10 protein-coding genes, 1 tRNA gene and 1 pseudogene are annotated in these 18,569 nt (G+C 70.0%); 1 reads left to right on the top strand and 11 read right to left on the bottom strand.

The features are described 5' to 3' along the window. From CCN72_RS28065 to CCN72_RS28025, 9 genes and pseudogenes are all read right to left on the bottom strand, one after another. Nucleotides 1–167, bottom strand: a pseudogene (locus tag CCN72_RS28065) (DNA starvation/stationary phase protection protein); the annotation flags it as partial. A 253-nt stretch (nucleotides 168–420) separates the two neighbouring features. Next, the gene (locus CCN72_RS28060) at nucleotides 421–795 is read right to left on the bottom strand and encodes a helix-turn-helix domain-containing protein (RefSeq protein ID WP_070026017.1); all 375 of its coding nucleotides are present in this window, start codon (nucleotides 793–795) and stop codon (nucleotides 421–423) included. A gap of 109 nt (nucleotides 796–904) precedes the next feature. After that, a complete protein-coding gene (locus tag CCN72_RS28055; RefSeq protein WP_086810664.1) occupies nucleotides 905–1,450 on the bottom strand; it encodes a CinA family protein in 546 nt (181 codons plus the stop codon). Further along, nucleotides 1,447–2,280 (bottom strand): CDP-diacylglycerol--glycerol-3-phosphate 3-phosphatidyltransferase, encoded by an 834-nt coding sequence (gene pgsA / locus CCN72_RS28050; protein ID WP_086810663.1) that lies wholly within the window; start codon nucleotides 2,278–2,280, stop codon nucleotides 1,447–1,449. Before pgsA ends, CCN72_RS28055 begins: the two co-directional genes overlap by 4 nt. Further along, entirely contained in the window at nucleotides 2,277–3,749 is a 1,473-nt protein-coding gene (rimO, locus tag CCN72_RS28045; protein ID WP_086810662.1) for a 30S ribosomal protein S12 methylthiotransferase RimO, read from the bottom strand. Before rimO ends, pgsA begins: the two co-directional genes overlap by 4 nt. Nucleotides 3,750–3,842: 93 nt before the next feature. Continuing rightward, nucleotides 3,843–4,685, bottom strand: a complete 843-nt coding sequence (locus CCN72_RS28040; RefSeq protein WP_086810661.1) for a helix-turn-helix domain-containing protein — start codon at nucleotides 4,683–4,685, stop codon at nucleotides 3,843–3,845. A 337-nt stretch (nucleotides 4,686–5,022) separates the two neighbouring features. Further along, nucleotides 5,023–7,836: a DNA translocase FtsK gene (locus CCN72_RS28035; protein ID WP_208638119.1), complete on the bottom strand. Its 2,814-nt coding sequence runs from the start codon at nucleotides 7,834–7,836 to the stop codon at nucleotides 5,023–5,025. Nucleotides 7,837–7,960: 124 nt separating this feature from the next. Further along, nucleotides 7,961–8,638, bottom strand: a complete 678-nt coding sequence (locus CCN72_RS28030) for a response regulator (RefSeq protein WP_086810659.1) — start codon at nucleotides 8,636–8,638, stop codon at nucleotides 7,961–7,963. A gap of 279 nt (nucleotides 8,639–8,917) precedes the next feature. Further along, complete coding sequence (locus CCN72_RS28025; protein WP_086810657.1) at nucleotides 8,918–14,377, bottom strand: HAMP domain-containing protein; 5,460 nt, start codon at nucleotides 14,375–14,377, stop codon at nucleotides 8,918–8,920. A gap of 409 nt (nucleotides 14,378–14,786) precedes the next feature. Between CCN72_RS28025 and CCN72_RS28015 the strand changes: the two genes are divergently transcribed. Continuing rightward, entirely contained in the window at nucleotides 14,787–17,549 is a 2,763-nt protein-coding gene (locus tag CCN72_RS28015; protein WP_086810656.1) for a SpoIIE family protein phosphatase, read from the top strand. Nucleotides 17,550–17,621: 72 nt separating this feature from the next. Here CCN72_RS28015 and CCN72_RS28010 read toward each other — a convergent pair. Both CCN72_RS28010 and CCN72_RS28005 read right to left on the bottom strand, forming a co-directional pair. After that, nucleotides 17,622–17,694 (bottom strand) — tRNA-Thr (locus tag CCN72_RS28010). A gap of 84 nt (nucleotides 17,695–17,778) precedes the next feature. Continuing rightward, nucleotides 17,779–18,441, bottom strand: a complete 663-nt coding sequence (locus CCN72_RS28005; RefSeq protein WP_086810654.1) for a DegT/DnrJ/EryC1/StrS family aminotransferase — start codon at nucleotides 18,439–18,441, stop codon at nucleotides 17,779–17,781. Between the last annotated feature and the right edge of the window lie 128 nt (nucleotides 18,442–18,569).

Genomic DNA, 18,569 nt, shown 5'->3' with positions numbered 1-18,569 from the left:
ACCTCGTCCAGCTGGAGGTGGACGGAGCGGAAGCGGGGCCCGACGACGTTCCAGTGGATCTGCTTGGCGACCAGGGACAGGTCCACCAGGTCGACCAGCGCGCCTTGCAGCGCCTCGGCCACGGTCTTCAGGTCCGCGTCGGCCAACGGGCTCTTCACGACGTACATCCGCTTCCTCCGGCGCTCCGGCGGCCCTCACGGCCGACATGTCCCTCCACCATGACCGCCGCACCAGGACCCGGCAAATGGACGCATCGAAGCACATACACGCACACATACGGATGTACAGCACCAGACGCATACGGGCGCACAGCACGAGGCCCCGGCCACGCTCCCCGAGGATCTCCCGAGAAGCCCGGCCGGGGCCTCGTCCATGTCTGGCTGTGTCTGGCTGTGCCCGTCGGGCGCGGCGCCGCGTAGGTCAGGCGGCGACGACGTCCACCGCCTTCGCGGGTGCCTTGATGGTCACCCGTTCCGGTGGCACACCGGTCACCGAGACGGAACCCAGCATCGGACGGACCGGCGTGGGTACGGGCTCGGTGGCCGCGGCGGACTGGGCCAGCTCGGCGAGCGCCAGTTCGTCGCTCACTTCACGCATGAGTTCCGACATCCGTACGTCCAGCGCGTCGCAGATGGCGGAGAGCAGCTCGGAGGAAGCCTCCTTCTGCCCCCGCTCCACCTCGGAGAGATAGCCGAGTGAGACTCGGGCGGACGAGGAGACTTCGCGCAGAGTACGGCCCTGGCGTTGGCGCTGCCGACGCAGCACGTCACCCAGCAGGCGACGGAGCAGAATCATCGGTGGCTCCCTCCTCGGACCGCGTAGCCGCATCCTTCACGCCCCACCGTACCGCCTCGCGCTGCGGCCGTGCGGGGAGCGATGTCGTGTTCACTCAGGGCTGCAAACATCAAAACCCCCCGTTCCGTTCCGTATCCTGTGCCCGCTCATTTCCGAACTGTTCGCCCGCGATCCGCTCCAGGAGCAGTGCGAGTACGCTCCGTACACTCTCCCTACGGATTTCCGTACGGCTGCCGTTCAACCGCAGGGCCTCCACTTTTCCGCCACCGGCGGAAGGCGCGGCCGGTGTCAGCGGTCCGTCAGCGGCCACGAAGACCGTGCCGACCGGTTGGCCGTCCTGCGGGTCGGGACCGGCGACCCCGGTGGTCGCGATGCCCCAGTCGGCATCCAGAGCCTTGCGTACCCCGGCCGCCATCTGGGCCGCGACCTGCGGGTCCACCGCTCCGCGCCGCTCCAGCAGGGCGGCGTCGACGCCCAGCAGCCGGTGCTTGAGTTCCGTGGCGTAGGCGGTGACCGAGCCCCGGAACACCTTGGAGGCTCCAGGTACCGCGGTGATCTCCGCCGCCACCAGGCCACCCGTGAGCGACTCGGCGACCGCGAGGGTCTCGCCCCTCACTGTCAGTAGTCGCACCAGTTCGGTGGCCGGGGAACTCACGCTTCCGTCTCCTCCAACGCCGCCGCGCGCTCGGCGATTCCCTGCCTGCGCAGCACAATGGCTTGTCTTACGTAGTCGAGGCCGGTGGCAACGGTCAGGACGACCGCCGCGGCCATCACCCAGAACCGGAGTGAGGCCAGCCATCCGGTGAGCGCCAGCACATACATGCCGACAGCCACGCCCTGGGTCAGGGTCTTCAGCTTGCCGCCGCGGCTGGCCGGGATCACGCCGTAGCGAATGACCAGAAAACGCATCAGTGTGATGCCGAGTTCCCGGCCGAGGATCACGATCGTCACCCACCACGGCAGATCGCCGAGCGAGGACAGACAGATCAGCGCCGCCCCCATGATCGCCTTGTCGGCGATGGGGTCGGCGATCTTGCCGAAGTCGGTGACCAGGTTGTAGGTGCGCGCGAGATGACCGTCGAACAGGTCGGTGATCATGGCGATGGCGAAGGCCGCCCAGGCCAGCGAGCGCCAGGCCGGGTCGTAGCCGCCGTCCGCCAGCATCAGCGCCACGAAGCCGGGCACCAGAACCAGCCGGAGCATGGTCAGCAGATTGGCGACGTTCCACACACTCGCCTGGTTGACCGCCGCGGCCGTGATCTTGCCGCCGCGTGGGGGCCTGCCCTCGGCCGTGGCGTCGGCACCGGCGGCGGACCGGCCGGCAGCGGACTCGCCGCCGGAAGCGGACCGGCCGGGCGCGGCCATACCGGAAGCGGACGCGGAACCGGAGACCTCGGACGCAACGCCGTCGGCAGCGGCGGCGGTGCTCCGTGCGCCCTGCGCGCCGGAAGGGCCGCCCGCGGCGGATGCCGGGACTCCGGTCATCTGCCCGCCTCCTCACTACACGCGAGCGAGCCGGTCAGCGGCTCGGCCACCAGGTCGACACCCTCCGTACCGACCACCTTCGCCTCGACCATACGTCCCACGGCGAGGCCCTCGCCGCTCGTGAGCAGCACCTGGCCGTCGGTCTCGGGCGCCTGGTGTGCGGCCCGGCCGTACACACCCTCTTCCTCGTCGACCGACTCGACCATGACGTGCACGCTCTCGCCGACGCGCTCCTCGGCGCGCTGCGAGACCAGCTCCTCGGCGAGCCGGGAGATGCGGGCCAGCCGCTCGGCCACGACGTCCTCGTCCAGCTTGTTGTCGTAGGTGGCCGCCTCGGTGCCCTCCTCGTCCGAGTAGCCGAAGACACCGATGGCGTCCAGGCGGGCGCCGGTCAGGAAGCGCTCCAGCTCGGCGAGGTCCGCCTCGCTCTCGCCGGGGAAGCCGACGATGAAGTTGGAGCGCACACCGGCCTCGGGGGCCTTGGAGCGGATGGTGTCGAGCAGCTCCAGGAAGCGGTCGGTGTCACCGAAGCGGCGCATGGAGCGCAGCACGGCGGGCGCCGAGTGCTGGAAGGAGAGGTCGAAGTACGGCGCGATCTTGGGCGTCGAGGTCAGTACGTCGATCAGCCCGGGGCGCATCTCGGCCGGCTGGAGGTAGCTCACCCGGACCCGCTCGATGCCGTCGATCCCGGCCAGTTCGGGCAGCAGGGACTCCAGGAGGCGGATGTCACCGAGGTCCTTGCCGTACGACGTGTTGTTCTCGGAGACCAGCATGATCTCCTTCACGCCCTGCTCGGCCAGCCAGCGCGACTCGTTGAGCACGTCGCTGGGGCGGCGGGAGATGAAGGAGCCGCGGAAGGACGGGATGGCACAGAAGGAGCAGCGCCGGTCGCAGCCGGAAGCGAGCTTCACCGAGGCCACGGGGGCGCCGTCCAGCCGGCGGCGCAGGGGCGCGCGGGGGCCGGAGGCGGGCGCCAGGCCCTCGGGCAGATCGGTGGGGCCGTGGCCCGGCAGCGCGACGGAGGCGGCCGAGTCCTGGCGCTCGGCCGGGCTGATCGGCAGCAGCTTGCGGCGGTCGCGCGGGGTGTGCGAGGCGTGGACACCGCCGGCCAGGATGGTCTGGAGGCGGTCGGAGATGTCGGTGTAGTCGTCGAAGCCGAGCACACCGTCGGCCTCGGGCAGCGCCTCGGCCAGTTCCTTGCCGTACCGCTCGGCCATGCAGCCCACCGCCACGACGGCCTGGGTTCTGCCATGGCCCTTGAGGTCGTTGGCCTCCAGGAGGGCGTCGACGGAGTCCTTCTTGGCGGCCTCGACAAAGCCACAGGTGTTCACGACGGCGACGTCGGCGTCCTCGGCGTCCTCGACCAGCTGCCAGCCGTCCGCCTCCAAACGGCCTGCGAGCTCCTCGGAATCCACCTCGTTACGAGCGCAGCCGAGAGTGACGAGTGCGACGGTACGGCGTTCAGGCATGGGCTCAAGAGTACTTTGTCTCACCGACAGCCCATGTCGACGGGGTTGGCCGAACTCGGCCGACCCCGTCGGCGGGGCGCGCGGCGGGCCGGATCAGCCCGCGACCGGGTCGCCCTTGGTGTACGTCAGGCGCTCCACGGCGCCGGGCCGGAAGTTGTCCTCGATCTTCTTGCCGTTCACATACAGCTCGATCGCGCCGGCGTCACCGAGGATCAGATTGATCTTGGCGCTGTCTTGGAAGGTCTTGGACTGGCCCTTGTCCAGCAGGCCGTCGAAGAGCATCCGCCCGTTGTGGTCCTTGGCCGAGATCCAGCTGCGGCCGTTGGGCGCGCTGACCTGGACGGTGACCTTGTCCTGCGGGGCGGCCGCGATGGCGCTGTCGGTGGGCTCCGGGGCCGGGTCGGTGGGCTTGTCCTTGGTGGGCGCGGGCGAGGCGGCCTTGCTGGCGGCGGGTGTGGAGCCCTCGGCGAGCTGCGACTTGGAGTCGCTGCCGCCGTCGCCGCCCTTGACCGCGGTGAAGCCGACGAAACCGATCACCACGACGATCGCGGCGACCATCGCCGCGGTCCAGTTGGGGCCCCGGCGCTCAGGACGGATCCGCTCGGCCTCGAACAGGGGCGCCGCGGGAGTGGGCGCGGGCCGGCCGCCGTGCTCGGCGTCGTACTGGGCGACCAACGGCTCGGGATCGAGATGGACGGCCCTGGCCAGGTTTCGGATGTGGCCGCGCGCATACACGGCGCCGCCGCAGGGGCCGAAGTCGTCCGCCTCGATGGCGTGCACGATGGCGAGGCGGACACGAGTGGCGCTGCTGACGTCGTCCACGGTGAGCCCGGCCGCGATCCGCGCCTGCTGGAGGGCACGGCCCACGGAGATTCGGGCTTCCTGGGACTCGTCTGGGAAGGGACGCTCGTCTTCAGGGGAGTTGCCGATGGACACGGGGGCGCCTTTCGAGCGTGTAGCCACCTGTGCTGGAAGCTCAGTCTAGGGGGGGTACGAAAGGGTGGGGCAACCGGGCGGTAGGAACTTCTACGCCATCGGAATGGCCCGACACTCCGAGGGCTGAACAGGCGGATACCCCGAGAAGGGACGCTCACCTGTCCTCTCGCTCAACTTGACGTAGGACAAAGGGAAACGGTTGCCCGCCGCTCTCTAACGGGTGGATCACGGCGGGCGGGGACGCAGCACGACGGCACGGCTGGATCACGCCGGAACGAACGCAGTACGGCGTACCTCCGCCCGGCGTTCGTCGTGCGGAACCGGGCGGCTCTTATTACTATCCCTCGGATTCGCCGCGAATCACGGCGAGCACGCCGTCCAGTTCGTCGGGTTTCACCAGAACGTCACGTGCCTTGGATCCCTCGCTGGGCCCCACGATGTTGCGGGACTCCATGAGGTCCATCAGCCGCCCGGCCTTGGCGAAGCCGACGCGCAGCTTGCGCTGGAGCATGGACGTGGACCCGAACTGGGTGGACACGACGAGTTCGGCCGCCTGGCAGAGCAGGTCCAGGTCGTCGCCGATGTCCTCGTCGATCTCCTTCTTCTGCTTGGTGCCGACCGTGACGTCCTCGCGGAAGACCGGCGTCATCTGCTCCTTGCAGTGCCGTACGACCTCCGCGACCTCCTCCTCGGTCACGAAGGCGCCCTGCATACGGGTCGGCTTGTTGGCGCCCATCGGCAGGAAGAGGCCGTCGCCCTTGCCGATCAGCTTCTCGGCGCCGGGCTGGTCGAGGATGACGCGGGAGTCGGCCAGCGAGGAGGTGGCGAAGGCGAGCCGGGAGGGCACGTTGGCCTTGATCAGACCGGTGACCACGTCGACCGAGGGGCGCTGGGTGGCGAGCACCAGATGGATGCCGGCGGCGCGCGCGAGCTGGGTGATGCGCACGATCGAGTCCTCGACGTCGCGCGGGGCGACCATCATCAGGTCGGCCAGCTCGTCCACGATCACCAGCAGGTACGGGTACGCCTGGAGCTCGCGCTCGCTGCCCTCCGGCGCCTTGGCCCGGCCCTCGCGCACGGCCCGGTTGAAGTCGTCGATGTGCCGGTAGCCGTAGGCCGCGAGGTCGTCGTAGCGCAGGTCCATCTCGCGCACCACCCACTGGAGCGCCTCGGCGGCCCGCTTGGGGTTGGTGATGATCGGCGTGATCAGGTGCGGGATGCCCTCGTAGGCGGTCAGCTCGACCCGCTTGGGGTCGACCAGGATCATCCGCACGTCCTCCGGGGTCGCGCGCATCATGATCGAGGTGATCAGGCAGTTGATGCAGGACGACTTGCCGGAGCCGGTGGCACCGGCGACCAGCATGTGCGGCATCTTCGCCAGCGAGTGCATGACATAGCCGCCCTCGACGTCCTTGCCGAAGGCGACCAGCATCGGATCGTCGTCCTCGGCGGACTCCGCGAGCCGCAGCACATCACCGAGGTTGACCATCTCCCGGTCGGTGTTGGGGATCTCGATGCCCACCGCGGACTTGCCGGGGATGGGGCTGATGATCCGCACGTCCGGGCTGGCGACGGCGTACGCGATGTTCTTGGTGAGCGCGGTGATCCGCTCCACCTTCACGGCCGGGCCCAGCTCGACCTCGTAGCGGGTGACCGTCGGACCGCGGGTGAAGCCGGTGACGGCCGCGTCGACCTTGAACTCGGTGAAGACCTGGGTGAGCGAGGCGACTATGGCGTCATTGGCCTCGCTGCGCACCTTGCCGGGCCCGCCGCGCTGGAGCAGGTCCAGGGCGGGCAGCGAGTAGGTGATGTCACCGGCCAGCTGCAACTGCTCCGCGCGCGGGGGCAGGTCGCGCGGCTCCTCGGGGGCCTTCTTCGTGAGGTCGGGTACGACGGCCTTCGTGAGGTCGGGTACGGCGGAGCCCTTGCCCTGCTCGGGGCGGGCGGCCGGGACCGGCTTGGCGGGCGCAGGGGCGGCCTTGGCGGCGGCCGGCTCCGGGTCCGCGGTGACGGGCGCCTCGGGGCCCGGGACCGGGGTGGTCTCCTCGCGGTCGCCGACGCTGACGCCCTGGGTGAGGTCGGCGACCAGCGGGGAGGGCGGCAGGCCGTGCTGCACGGCGCCGTCGAGCGCGGCGGCGGCAGCGGCGGCCACGTCCACGGCGTCCATCCGGCGCCGCGGATCCGGCTGGGGCACCGCGGAGCGCCTGGGGCGGCCGCGACGGCTGGAGAGGGCCTCTTCCTCGGCCTCGTCGGGGTCGTACGCCCGGGGGCCGCCCGAGCGGCCGCGGGAGCGCGCGGGCAGCGCCTCGCGCCACTGCTCCTCGTAGCGCTCGTCGTCCTCGCCGAACTCCTCCGGCTCGTGTTCGTGCAGCACACCGAGGCGCACACCGAGGGCGCGCAGCCGCTGCGGGATGGCGTTGACGGGGGTGGCGGTCACCACGAGCAGCCCGAAGACGGTCAGCAGCACCAGCAGCGGCACGGCGAGCATCTCGGTCATGGTGTACGTCAGCGGGGTGGCCGCCGCCCAGCCGATGAGGCCGCCGGCGTCCCTTATGGCCTGCATGCCGTCGCTGCGGGCGGGCGAGCCGCACGCGATGTGGACCTGGCCGAGCACCCCGATCAGGAGCGCGGACAGGCCGATCACGATCCGCCCGTTGGCCTCCGGCTTCTCCGGATGCCGGATGAGCCGTACGGCGATCACCGCGAGCAGTATCGGCACCAGCAGGTCGAGCCGGCCGAAGGCGCCGGTGACCAGGACCTCCACCAGGTCGCCGACGGGACCCTTGAGGTCGGCCCAGGTGCCGGCGGCGACGATCAGCGCGATGCCGAACAGCAGCAGCGCCACGCCGTCCTTGCGATGGGCCGGGTCGAGGTTCTTGGCACCCTGCCCTATGCCGCGGAAGACGGCGCCAACCGCGTGCGCGAGCCCGAGCCAGAGGGCGCGCGCCAGGCGGTACACGCCCCCGGTGGGGCTCGGCGCCGGCTTCGGCGGCGCCTTCCTGGCCGCGGTCTTGCGGGCGGGCGCCTTCTTGGCGGGCGCCTTCCTGGCCGGGGCCTTCTTCGCGGCGGCGGCCTTCTTCACCGGACCCTTCGCGGGAGCGGCAGCCTTCTTCGCGGGCTGCTTCTTGGCTGCGGAGGGACGTGAGGCCATGGGTCTGAGGTTACCGGTGGAGACGACGGCGGACACGTGTGCCCACAGCTTCACCCGTTCGTGTCGCCCCTGCCGGGGCGCGGAACTGACGTGGGCTCATGGGCAACGGGAGCCTCGGCGCGGCTCAGTTGGCCGGCGACACCGCGGGGCCGCCCGCGCCGGTACCCGGCTCCAGGGCGTCGAGCGCGCGGCGCAGTCCGGTGAGTTTGCGCTCCAGATGGGCCGCCGTGGCCACCGCGGCCGCGTCCGCGGAGTCGTCGTCCAGCTGCTTGGACAGCGCCTCCGCCTGCTCCTCGACGGCCGCGAGCCGCGCGGACAGCTCGGCGAGCAGCCCGGCCGACTCCTTGCCGCCGACCGCGCCCTTGCCGCCGCCCTCCAACTGGAGCCGCAGCAGCGCCGCCTGCTCACGCAGCTGGCAGTTCTTCATGTACAGCTCGACGAACACCGAGACCTTGGCGCGCAGCACCCAGGGGTCGAACGGCTTGGAGATGTAGTCCACCGCGCCGGCCGCGTAACCCCGGAAGGTGTGGTGCGGGCCGTGGTTGATCGCGGTGAGGAAGATGATCGGGATGTCCCGGGTCCGCTCGCGCCGCTTGATGTGCGCCGCTGTCTCGAACCCGTCCATGCCCGGCATCTGGACGTCCAGCAGAATGACCGCGAAATCGTCCGTGAGCAGTGCTTTGAGCGCTTCCTCCCCGCTCGATGCCCGCACCAGCGTCTGATCGAGCGCAGAGAGGATGGCCTCCAGCGCCAGCAGATTCTCCGGCCGGTCATCGACCAGGAGGATCTTGGCCTTCTGCACACCATGGCCCGCCCTCCTCGCCCCGGCGGTACACCGGGCGCCGCCCCAGGGGACGACTCTCTTTCGCCGCCCGTCCTTGTGCCGGTCATCGTAGCCGCACCCCGCTTGTCGCCACACCCTGTCACCGCGATGTCACCGTGCACACAGCGGAAACGCGGCGGGAGCCCGGATGGTTCCCGGAACCCCACGTTCCCATACGTCCCCAGCCACCTTAAGCGCACAACTCCGCGCACCGGCCGGGGGTTCCCCGGGTGTTCACACCATGGTCGGCCGATCCCGTCACTTCCCCCCCATCCACTGCTGGAGCACGCCCAGCAGATGGTCCGAGTCCACCGGCTTGGTCACGTAGTCGGAGGCGCCCGCCTCGATCGCCTTCTCCCGGTCGCCCTTCATCGCCTTCGCGGTCAGCGCGATGATCGGCAGCCCGGCGAACTGCGGCATCCTGCGGATCGCCGTGGTCGTCGCGTAGCCGTCCATCTCCGGCATCATGATGTCCATCAGGACGACCGCCACGTCGTCGTGCTGTTCCAGAACCTCGATGCCCTCGCGGCCGTTCTCGGCGTACAGCACCGAAAGACCGTGCTGCTCAAGGACGCTGGTGAGCGCGAAGACATTGCGGATGTCGTCGTCGACGATCAGCACCTTCTGCCCGCCGAAACGCACCCCGCGCGCGGACTGCGGCGCGCCGTCCTGCTCGGGGACCGCCGCCCACTGCTCGGCGCGCTGCTCGCCCTGCGGAAGGCTCCGCCTGCGGCGCCGGAAGAGCGCCGCGGGCCCGTTCTGCATCTCCAGGTACGACTTGACCTCGGCCGGCGTCTCGATCTCGGGGGCGGACAGCTGCGAGGCCTGCTCCGCCGCGGCGGCTGCGAGGTCCCCGGCCTCCAGCGGGGCCACCGACTGCTGGTAGCCCTGCGGCGGCAGCTCGCTCGGATACAGCGGCAGGTACAGCGTGAACGTGGAGCCGCGGCCCGGTTCGCTCTGCGCGTGGATCTCACCGCCGAGCAGCTGCGCGATCTCCCGCGAGATCGACAGGCCGAGGCCCGTGCCGCCGTACTTGCGGCTGGTGGTGCCGTCCGCCTGCTTGAACGCCTCGAAGATCACCCGCATCTTGCTGGCCGCGATCCCGATGCCGGTGTCCGTCACCGAGAAAGCGATCAGCTCGCCGTCCGGATCGGTGAGCGACCCGGCCTCCAGCAGCTGCTCCCGGATGTTCCGCGGCACATCCGCGCCCGCAGGCCGGATGACCAGCTCCACCGACCCGGAATCGGTGAACTTCACCGCGTTGGACAGCAGATTGCGCAGCACCTGGAGCAGCCGCTGCTCGTCGGTGTGCAGGGTCGCGGGCAGCTCCGGGGAGACCCGCACCGACAGGTCCAGGCCCTTCTCCGCGGTCAGCGGCCGGAAGGTGGCCTCCACGTAGTCCACGAGCTGGACGAGCGCGATCCGGGTCGGCGAGACGTCCATCTTGCCCGCCTCGACCTTCGCGAGGTCCAGGATGTCGTTGATCAGCTGGAGCAGATCGGATCCCGCGCCGTGGATGGTCTCGGCGAACTCGACCTGCTTGGGCGACAGATTGCCCTCGGCGTTGTCGGCGAGCAGCTTGGCCAGGATCAGCAGCGAGTTCAGCGGCGTGCGCAGCTCGTGCGACATGTTGGCCAGGAACTCGCTCTTGTAGCGCATGGACACCGCGAGTTGCTCGGCGCGCTCCTCCAGGACCTGCCGCGCCTCCTCGATCTCGGTGTTCTTCACCTCGATGTCCCGGTTCTGCCGGGCCAGCAGCTCGGCCTTCTCCTCCAGTTCGGCGTTGGAGTCCTGGAGCGCCTTCTGCCGGTTCTCCAACTCCGCCGAGCGCTCACGCAGTTGCTCGGTCAGCTCCTGCGACTGCTCCAGCAGCTGCTCCGTCTTGGTGTTGACCGAGATGGTGTTCACGCTGGTCGCGATCACCTCGGCGATCTGGTTCAGGAAGTCCTTCTGGATCTGCGTGAACGGCGTGAAGGAGGCCAGTTCGATCACCCCGAGCACGGTGTCCTCGAACAGCACCGGCAGCACGATCACCTGCGCGGGCGGGGCCTCCCCAAGCCCGGAGGAGATCTTCAGATAACCGTTCGGCGCGTCCGAGACCAGAATGGTGCGCCTCTCCTGGGCGGCCGTGCCGACCAGCGCCTCACCGGGCCGGAACGACGTCGGCATGGAGCCCATCGAGTAGCCGTACGAGCCCAGCATGCGCAGCTCGTAGGCCTCCTTGCCGTCACCGGCGTCCTTGCCCTCCATGCGCGGCATCGCCAGGAAGAACGCGCCGTGCTGCGCGGAGACCACCGGCGTCAGCTCGCTCATGATCAGCGAGGCCACGTCCTGGAGGTCGCGGCGGCCCTGCATGAGCGCGGAGATGCGGGCCAGGTTGCCCTTGAGCCAGTCCTGCTCCTTGTTGGCGATCGTGGTGTCGCGCAGGTTCGCGATCATCTTGTTGATGTAGTCCTGGAGTTCCTGGATCTCGCCGGACGCGTCGACGTCGATCTTCAGGTTCAGGTCGCCGCGGGTCACCGCGGTCGCCACCCGCGCGATGGCGCGCACCTGCCGGGTCAGGTTCCCGGCCATCTCGTTCACCGACTCCGTCAGGTCCCGCCAGGTGCCGTCCACGTCCCGCACCCGCGCCTGACCGCCCAGCTGGCCCTCGGTGCCCACCTCGCGGGCCACCCGCGTGACCTCCTCGGCGAAGCTGGACAGCTGGTCGACCATCGTGTTGATCGTCGTCTTCAGCTCCAGGATCTCGCCCCGGGCGTCGATGTCGATCTTCTTGGTCAGATCGCCCTTGGCGATCGCCGTGGTGACCATCGCGATGTTGCGCACCTGACCGGTCAGGTTGGACGCCATCTGGTTCACCGACTCGGTGAGGTCCTTCCAGGTGCCCGCCACGCCCGGCACATGCGCCTGGCCGCCCAGGATGCCGTCCGTGCCCACCTCGCGGGCCACCTTGGTGACCTGGTCGGCGAACGAACTCAGCGTCTTGACCATCGTGTTGATGGTGTCGGCGAGCTGCGCCACCTCACCGCTCGCCTCGATCGTCACCTGCCGCGTCAGATCGCCGTTGGCGACCGCAGAGGCCACCTGGGAGATGTTGCGCACCTGCATGGTCAGGTTGTTGGCCATCAGGTTGACGTTGTTACTCAGGTCCTTCCAGATGCCCGTGACACCGGGCACATGCGCCTGGCCGCCGAGCATGCCCTCGGTACCCACCTCGCGGGCGACCCGGGTCACCTGCTCGGCGAATGACGACAGCTGGACGACCATGGTGTTGACGGTCGTGACCAGCTCCAGGATCTCGCCCTTGGCGTCGACCGTGATCTTCTTCGACAGATCGCCCTTGGCGACCGCGGTCGTGACCTCGGCGATGTTGCGCACCTGGATCGTCAGGTTGTTCGCCATGAAGTTCACCGACTGCGTGAGGTCCTTCCAGGTGCCGGAGACCCCCTGCACCTCGGCCTGACCGCCCAGGATGCCCTCCGTACCCACCTCGCGGGCCACCCTGGTGACCTCCTGGGCGAACGACGACAGCTGGTCCACCATCGTGTTCAGGGTGTTCTTCAGCTCCAGGATCTCCCCGCGCGCGTCCACGGTGATCTTCTGGGAGAGGTCACCGCCCGCCACCGCGGTGGCGACCTGCGCGATGTTGCGCACCTGGGCCGTCAGGTTCCCGGCCATGCCGTTCACCGAGTCCGTCAGGTCCCGCCACACCCCGGCGACGCCGGGCACCTGCGCCTGACCGCCGAGCCGGCCCTCCGTACCCACGTCCCGGGCCACCCGGGTCACCTGGTCGGCGAAGGCGGACAGCTGATCGACCATGGTGTTGATCGTGTCCTTGAGCTCCAGGATCTCGCCGCGCGCGTCCACGTCGATCTTCTGCGACAGATCGCCGTTGGCCACCGCCGTCGTCACCTGGGCGATATTGCGCACCTGGGACGTGAGGTTTCCGGCCATGAAGTTGACGGAGTCCGTCAGCTCCTTCCAGGTGCCCGAGACGCCGTCCACCTGGGCCTGGCCGCCGAGCCGGCCCTCCGTGCCCACGTCCCGCGCCATCCGCGTGACCTGGTCGGCGAAGCTCGACAGCTGGTCCACCATCGTGTTCACGGTGTTCTTCAGCTTCAGCATCTCGCCGGAGACGTCCACGGTGACTTTCTGCGACAGATCGCCGTTGGCCACCGCCGTCGTCACCTGGGCGATATTGCGCACCTGACCGGTGAGGTTTCGGAAGGCGGTGTTGACGGAGTCCGTCAGGTCCTTCCACGTCCCCGCCGCGCCCGGCACCTGCGCCTGACCGCCCAGTTCGCCCTCGACCCCGATCTCCCGCGCGACCCGTGTCACCTCGGCACCGAAGGACGACAGCTGGTCCACCATCCCGTTGACGGTGTTCTTCAACTCCAGCATCTCGCCGGCCACGTCCACCGTGACCTTCTGCGAGAGATCGCCGTTGGCCACCGCGGTCGTCACGGCGGCGATGTCCCGCACCTGGGTCGTCAGGTTCCGGAACACCGTGTTGACCGAATCCGTCAGGTCCTTCCAGGTACCGGCGGCGCCCGGCACGTTCGCCTGACCGCCGAGCCGCCCCTCCGCGCCGACCTCGTTGGCCACGCGCGTGACCTCGTCCGCGAAGATCCGCAGCGTCTCGGTCATCTGGTTGATCGTCTCGGCGAGCTGCGCCACCTCGCCGCGCGCCTGCACCGTCACCTTCTGCGACAGATCACCGTTCGCCACCGCCGTGGTGACCTGCGAGATCCCGCGCACCTGGGCGGTCAGGTTGCCCGCCATCGTGTTGACGGAGTCGGTCAGTTCCTTCCACACGCCGGCCACCTCGGGCACCTGCGCGCGACCGCCGAGGATGCCCTCGGTGCCCACCTCCCGGGCCACTCGCGTGACCTCCGAGGAGAAGGCCGAAAGCTGGTCCACCATCGTGTTGACGGTGTTCTTCAGCTCCAGCATCTCGCCCGCGACATGCACGGTCACCTTGCGCGACAGATCACCCTTGGCGACCGCCGTCGTCACCAGGGCGATGTCCCGCACCTGCGCGGTGAGCCGGTCCGCCATCGTGTTGACGGACTCCGTCAGGTCCTTCCAGGAACCCGACATGCCCCGTACCCGGGCCTGGCCGCCGAGCTTGCCCTCGGTGCCGACCTCGCTGGCCACCCGGGTGACCTCGTCGGTGAACGTCGACAACTGGTCGACCAGATTGTTGACCGTGCGGCCGACCTTCAGGAACTCGCCCCGCAGCGGATGCCCGGTGCCGCCGTCCGGCGCCTGCGTCCGCAGCTCCATGCGCGGCGACAGATCGCCCTCCGCGACCGCGGTCAGCACCCGGCCGACCTCGGAGACCGGTCGTACGAGATCGTCCACCAGCGCGTTGGAGTGGTCGATCGCCGTCGCCCAGGAGCCCTCGCAGGCCCCCGTCTCCAGCCGCTCCGTGAGTTTTCCCTCACGGCCGACCATGCGCCGCACCCGGGCCAGCTCGCCGGTCAGATGCAGATTGCGGTCGGCCACCTCGTTGAAGACCGCCGCGATCTCCGACATCACGCCGTCGCCGGAGACCGTCAGCCGTTTGCGGAAGTTCCCGTCACGCATCGACACAAGGGCCGCCAGCAGCCGGTTCAGGGCAGCGGTGTCCACCTCGGTGGTGCCGCCACTCCTGCCCAGGGACGGTCCGCCCTTTGCGCGCGTCTTCGTGCCACGCGTCGCTGCGCCAGACTCCACTGTGTCCCTCCCGGGGGATCGACCCTTACTGCCCTAGCGGGACGCTTCCGTCCGGCATACCGGTCTTCGGCATACCGGTTACTTCCGCGTACCGGTTACTGCTGCGTATTTCTGCCAGATGAGATCCGGCCACACCAAGGGCTGCTGCCCGCCGTTCACGGAACACACGCGGCGCGACCCGACCTTCATCAGAAGCTTGCCCAGTGTTTCACCCTGCCCGAACCAGGCCATAACAGTTCGGCAGCTTCGCACATCGTCCGCACACCCTGGGGGGTAAACACCGGCGACCGGCACCCGCTCGGACGGCGAAGGTAAGTAACCTTGCATCCGGCTGTCCAGCCGCACCGGTCCCGTCCGGCCTGGGCGGTGGCACCAGTACGAGCGGGCATCGGAGGGGCGGCCGCAGACCATGACCACCGGACTGATCCCGGGGGGACAGCCCCCGGAGCAGCGGCCGACCGACGCGCCGATGCCGCAGCAGCGGCTCGACCCGGCCGGCCCGTCCGCCCTGCCCGCCGACAACCGGCCGAGGAGTTCTGTGATCACCGCGCGCGCGGCCGCCAGTTTCGAGCCCGTCGGACGATCCGTGGCGACCGCCCGGTCCTTCGTCCGCGACACACTCCAGGGCTGGGGCTTCGCCGACATCGTCGACGACGCCGTCGTCCTCACGAGCGAACTGGTGACCAACGCGGTCGTGCACGCCGGCACCCACGCGGAGGTGCTCTGCCTGCGCACCGACGACGGGGTGCGCATCGAGGTCTCCGACCAGTACCCCGAGCGTGAGGTACCACTCCAGAACTCCGCCAGCCCGATGGCCAGCCCCGACCGCGAGGGCGGCCGCGGCCTCCAGCTCTGCGCGGCCCTGGCCAGCCGCTGGGGCGTCGACTACACGCCGACCCACAAGCACGTCTGGTTCCAGCTCAACCTGCCCGAACGACCGGTCGGCACCCGCACCGCAGGACCCGCCCTCCCCGCCGACCTGCTGCCGGTGGCCGACGGCCGGGTCCGCGTCGCCGTCCTCCAGGTCGACCGCAAGGGCACCGTCACCTCCTGGAACGAGGACGCGGAGGACCTCTTCGGCCACCCCGCCGCCCAGGCCGTCGGCAGGCCGCTGACCGAACTCGCCGCCTGGCCGCACACTCCGGGCACCAGCACCGGCGTCGCCGAGGCCCTCCAGCTCTCCCGCTGGGAGGGCAGCTACGGCATCCGCGGCGCCGACGGCCGCGTCGTCCAGGTGTACGCCTCCCACCTGCGGGTCCGCGACACCGGCGGCGAGCCCTCCACCGTGTGCCTGCTCGTGCGCGACCACGAACGCGCCGTCCTCCAGACACCCACCCGGGTCCCGGCCGGCGACCAGAACCCCGCGCAGGACGGCCAGAGCACCGACCCCTTCGAGGTCTTCATCGGCTCTCCCGCCCCCGACGACCTCGACGGCCTGCTCCAGCGCACCGTGGAACGCGCCCGCGACATGCTCGACGGCGACTCCGCGTTCCTGCTGCTGGCCACCGACGACGAGACCGAGCTGGAGGTCCGCGCCTCCACCGGGCTGCCCTCCGCCCGTCAGCGCTTCGCCCGCGTCCCCGTGGAGGCCGGCCCCGGCCGCTACGGCTCCGCGCGCATGCCCGCCGTCCATGACGACCTCAGCGCCGTCCCCGGCGCCGTCCCGCTGCTCGGCGGTACCGGCATGCGCTCGGTCGTCACCGTCCCGCTGAAGGTCGAGGGCCGCCTCACCGGCTCCCTCGGCGTCGCCGCGGAGGCGTCGGGCAGATACTCCAACGAGGAGGCTCTGCGCCTCCAGTTCGCCGCCGACCGCATCGCCCTGGCCGTGGAGTCGGCGCGCCTCGGAGAGCTGGAGCGGCTGCGGCGCGGCTCCCTGAGCTTCCTGGTCGAGGCGTCCGACCTGCTGGCCGGCACCCTGGACCGCGACCAGACGCTGGCCCTCATGGCCCAGATGACGGTCCCCACCCTGGCCACCTGGTGCGCCGTCTACACCATCGCCGACCAGGCCTCGGACCCGTATCTGTCGTACGTGCTGCACGAGGACGAGGAACTCATCGACGGCATCAAGTCGTTGCTGTCGAAGATCGCCCCGCCGGACCCGGTGCCCACGCCCGGCGCGCGCGTGTGGACGGCCCCGGGCGAGGTCGCCCACCAGGCCGCCCTGCGCACCTCCATGCGCACCCTGGGCCTGGCCGACGGGCCCACGCACCGGATCACCGCGGGTATCGGCCCGACCCTCGCCACGGCCTCCGCGGTCGGTGGCGAAACGGTCGTCCTGCCGCTCGTCGCCCGCAACCGGGTCATCGGCATGCTGGTCCTCGGCAAGCCCACCGACGAACACTTCCGCCAGGAGATCCTGGAACTGGCCGAGGACCTGTCCCGCCGGGCCGCCCTCGCCCTGGACAACGCCCGTCTGTACTCGGAGCGCACGGCCATCAGCCAGGCCCTCCAGCGCAGCCTGCTGCCGCCCGGCACCCCGCACATCGACGGCGTCGAGGTGGAGGTCATCTACCGCGCGGCCGGCGAGGGCAACGAGGTGGGCGGCGACTTCTACGACCTCTTCCCCATCGGCAACGGCGCCTACGGCTTCGCCATCGGCGACGTCTGCGGTACGGGTCCCAACGCGGCCGCGGTCACCGGCCTCGCCCGGCACGCCCTGCGCCTGCTGGCCCGCGAGGGACTCAGCGGCCCCGCGGTTCTGGAACGGCTGAACTCGGCCATTCTCGACGAGGGCGACCGCAGCCGGTTCCTGACGCTCCTTTACGGCGAGCTGCGGCCCCAGCCGGACGGCAGCGCCGAGCTGAAGGTGGTCTGCGCCGGCCACCCGCTGCCGCTGCGCCTGCGCCAGGACGGCACGGTCACCCCGGCCGCCGAACCACAGCCCCTGCTGGGCGTCATCGAGGACCTGGAGCTGTACGAGGAGAGGGTCACCCTCGGTCCCGGCGATGTGCTGCTCTGTGTCACGGACGGCGTCACCGAGCGCCGCGAGGGCTCCCGCATGCTGGGTGACGACGGCCTCGCCGATGTCCTCACCACCTGCACGGGTCTGACGGCGGGTGCGGTCGCCGCCCGCATCATGCGCGCGGTGGAACGCTTCGCCTCCGACGCCCCGTCCGACGACATGGCCATTCTGGCGATGCGGGTCCCGGGTCTCCACCACAACGAGGGCTGAGCCGGGGCGGCTTGGAGCCGCCCCGGACATATGAAAAAGACCCCACCCGAAAGGGTGGGGTCTTTATTGCTGAGCCCCCAAACGGAATCGAACCGTTGACCTTTTCCTTACCATGGAGACGCTCTACCGACTGAGCTATAGGGGCCTGTCGTTTTTGAGGTTTCCCTCGCGGCGACAAAGAAACTGTACCCCGAACCGGCCCGTCTTCCCAAATTCGTTCGGGAGCCGGTCAGAAGGCGGGCTGGAGCAGTCCACCGAGCGCGTTGCAAGCCGCGGCCACGCGCTGCATCTCCCGCTTGGTCAGCGAGGCGTCGACGGGCAGCGCGAGCGTCTCGTCGGCGGCCCGTTCGGTCTGCAGCAGGGACACGCAGCGGCGGAACTCCGGCAGCCGGTGCACGGGCGTCTTCACCGGTACCCGGCAGTCGACTCCCTTGGCCCGCAGGGCGCGTGCGAAGGCGTCCCGGTCCGGCCGGCCGTTGCCGGGCACCCGCACCACGTACTGCTGGTAGGTGTGTCCGTCCCCGCCGTCCGGGGTCCGCACGCCCTTCAGCTTGGTGTCCAAATAGGCGGCCCGCTCCCGCCGTTGCGCCGTCTCGTCATAGGGCACCTCGGACTCGCCCTGCTCCAGGACCAGCAGCTCGTGCCGCTGCCCCAGGGCGTGCAGCCGTCCGATGTCGGCCCGCCGGCCGAAGCGGTGGACGACAACGACGGCCGCGGTGCGGGAGGTTACGGCCGCCTCGACTGCCCCGGGGTCCAGGCAGTAGGTCACGGGATCTATGTCGGCGAACACGGGGAGCGCGCCGACCAGGGTCACTGCCTCGGCGACCTCGACGTTCCCGAAGGCCGGTACGACGACCTCGTCACCGACTCCGACGCCGGCCGCCCTGAGCATTGCGGAGGTTCCCATGTACGGGATGCTCGGCGCACAGGGTGAACGACACGTTACGCGGAACAAAAAAAGGTCGGACCCTGAACCGAAGTTCAGGATCCGACCTTTTGAAAAATTGTTCGGCGGCGTCC

The organism is Streptomyces murinus (genome assembly GCF_002154555.1).
GTDB classification, from domain to species: domain Bacteria; phylum Actinomycetota; class Actinomycetes; order Streptomycetales; family Streptomycetaceae; genus Streptomyces; species Streptomyces murinus.
The sequence above is the reverse complement of the archived record's forward strand: the minus strand, read 5'-3'. Positions and strand labels throughout refer to the sequence as shown.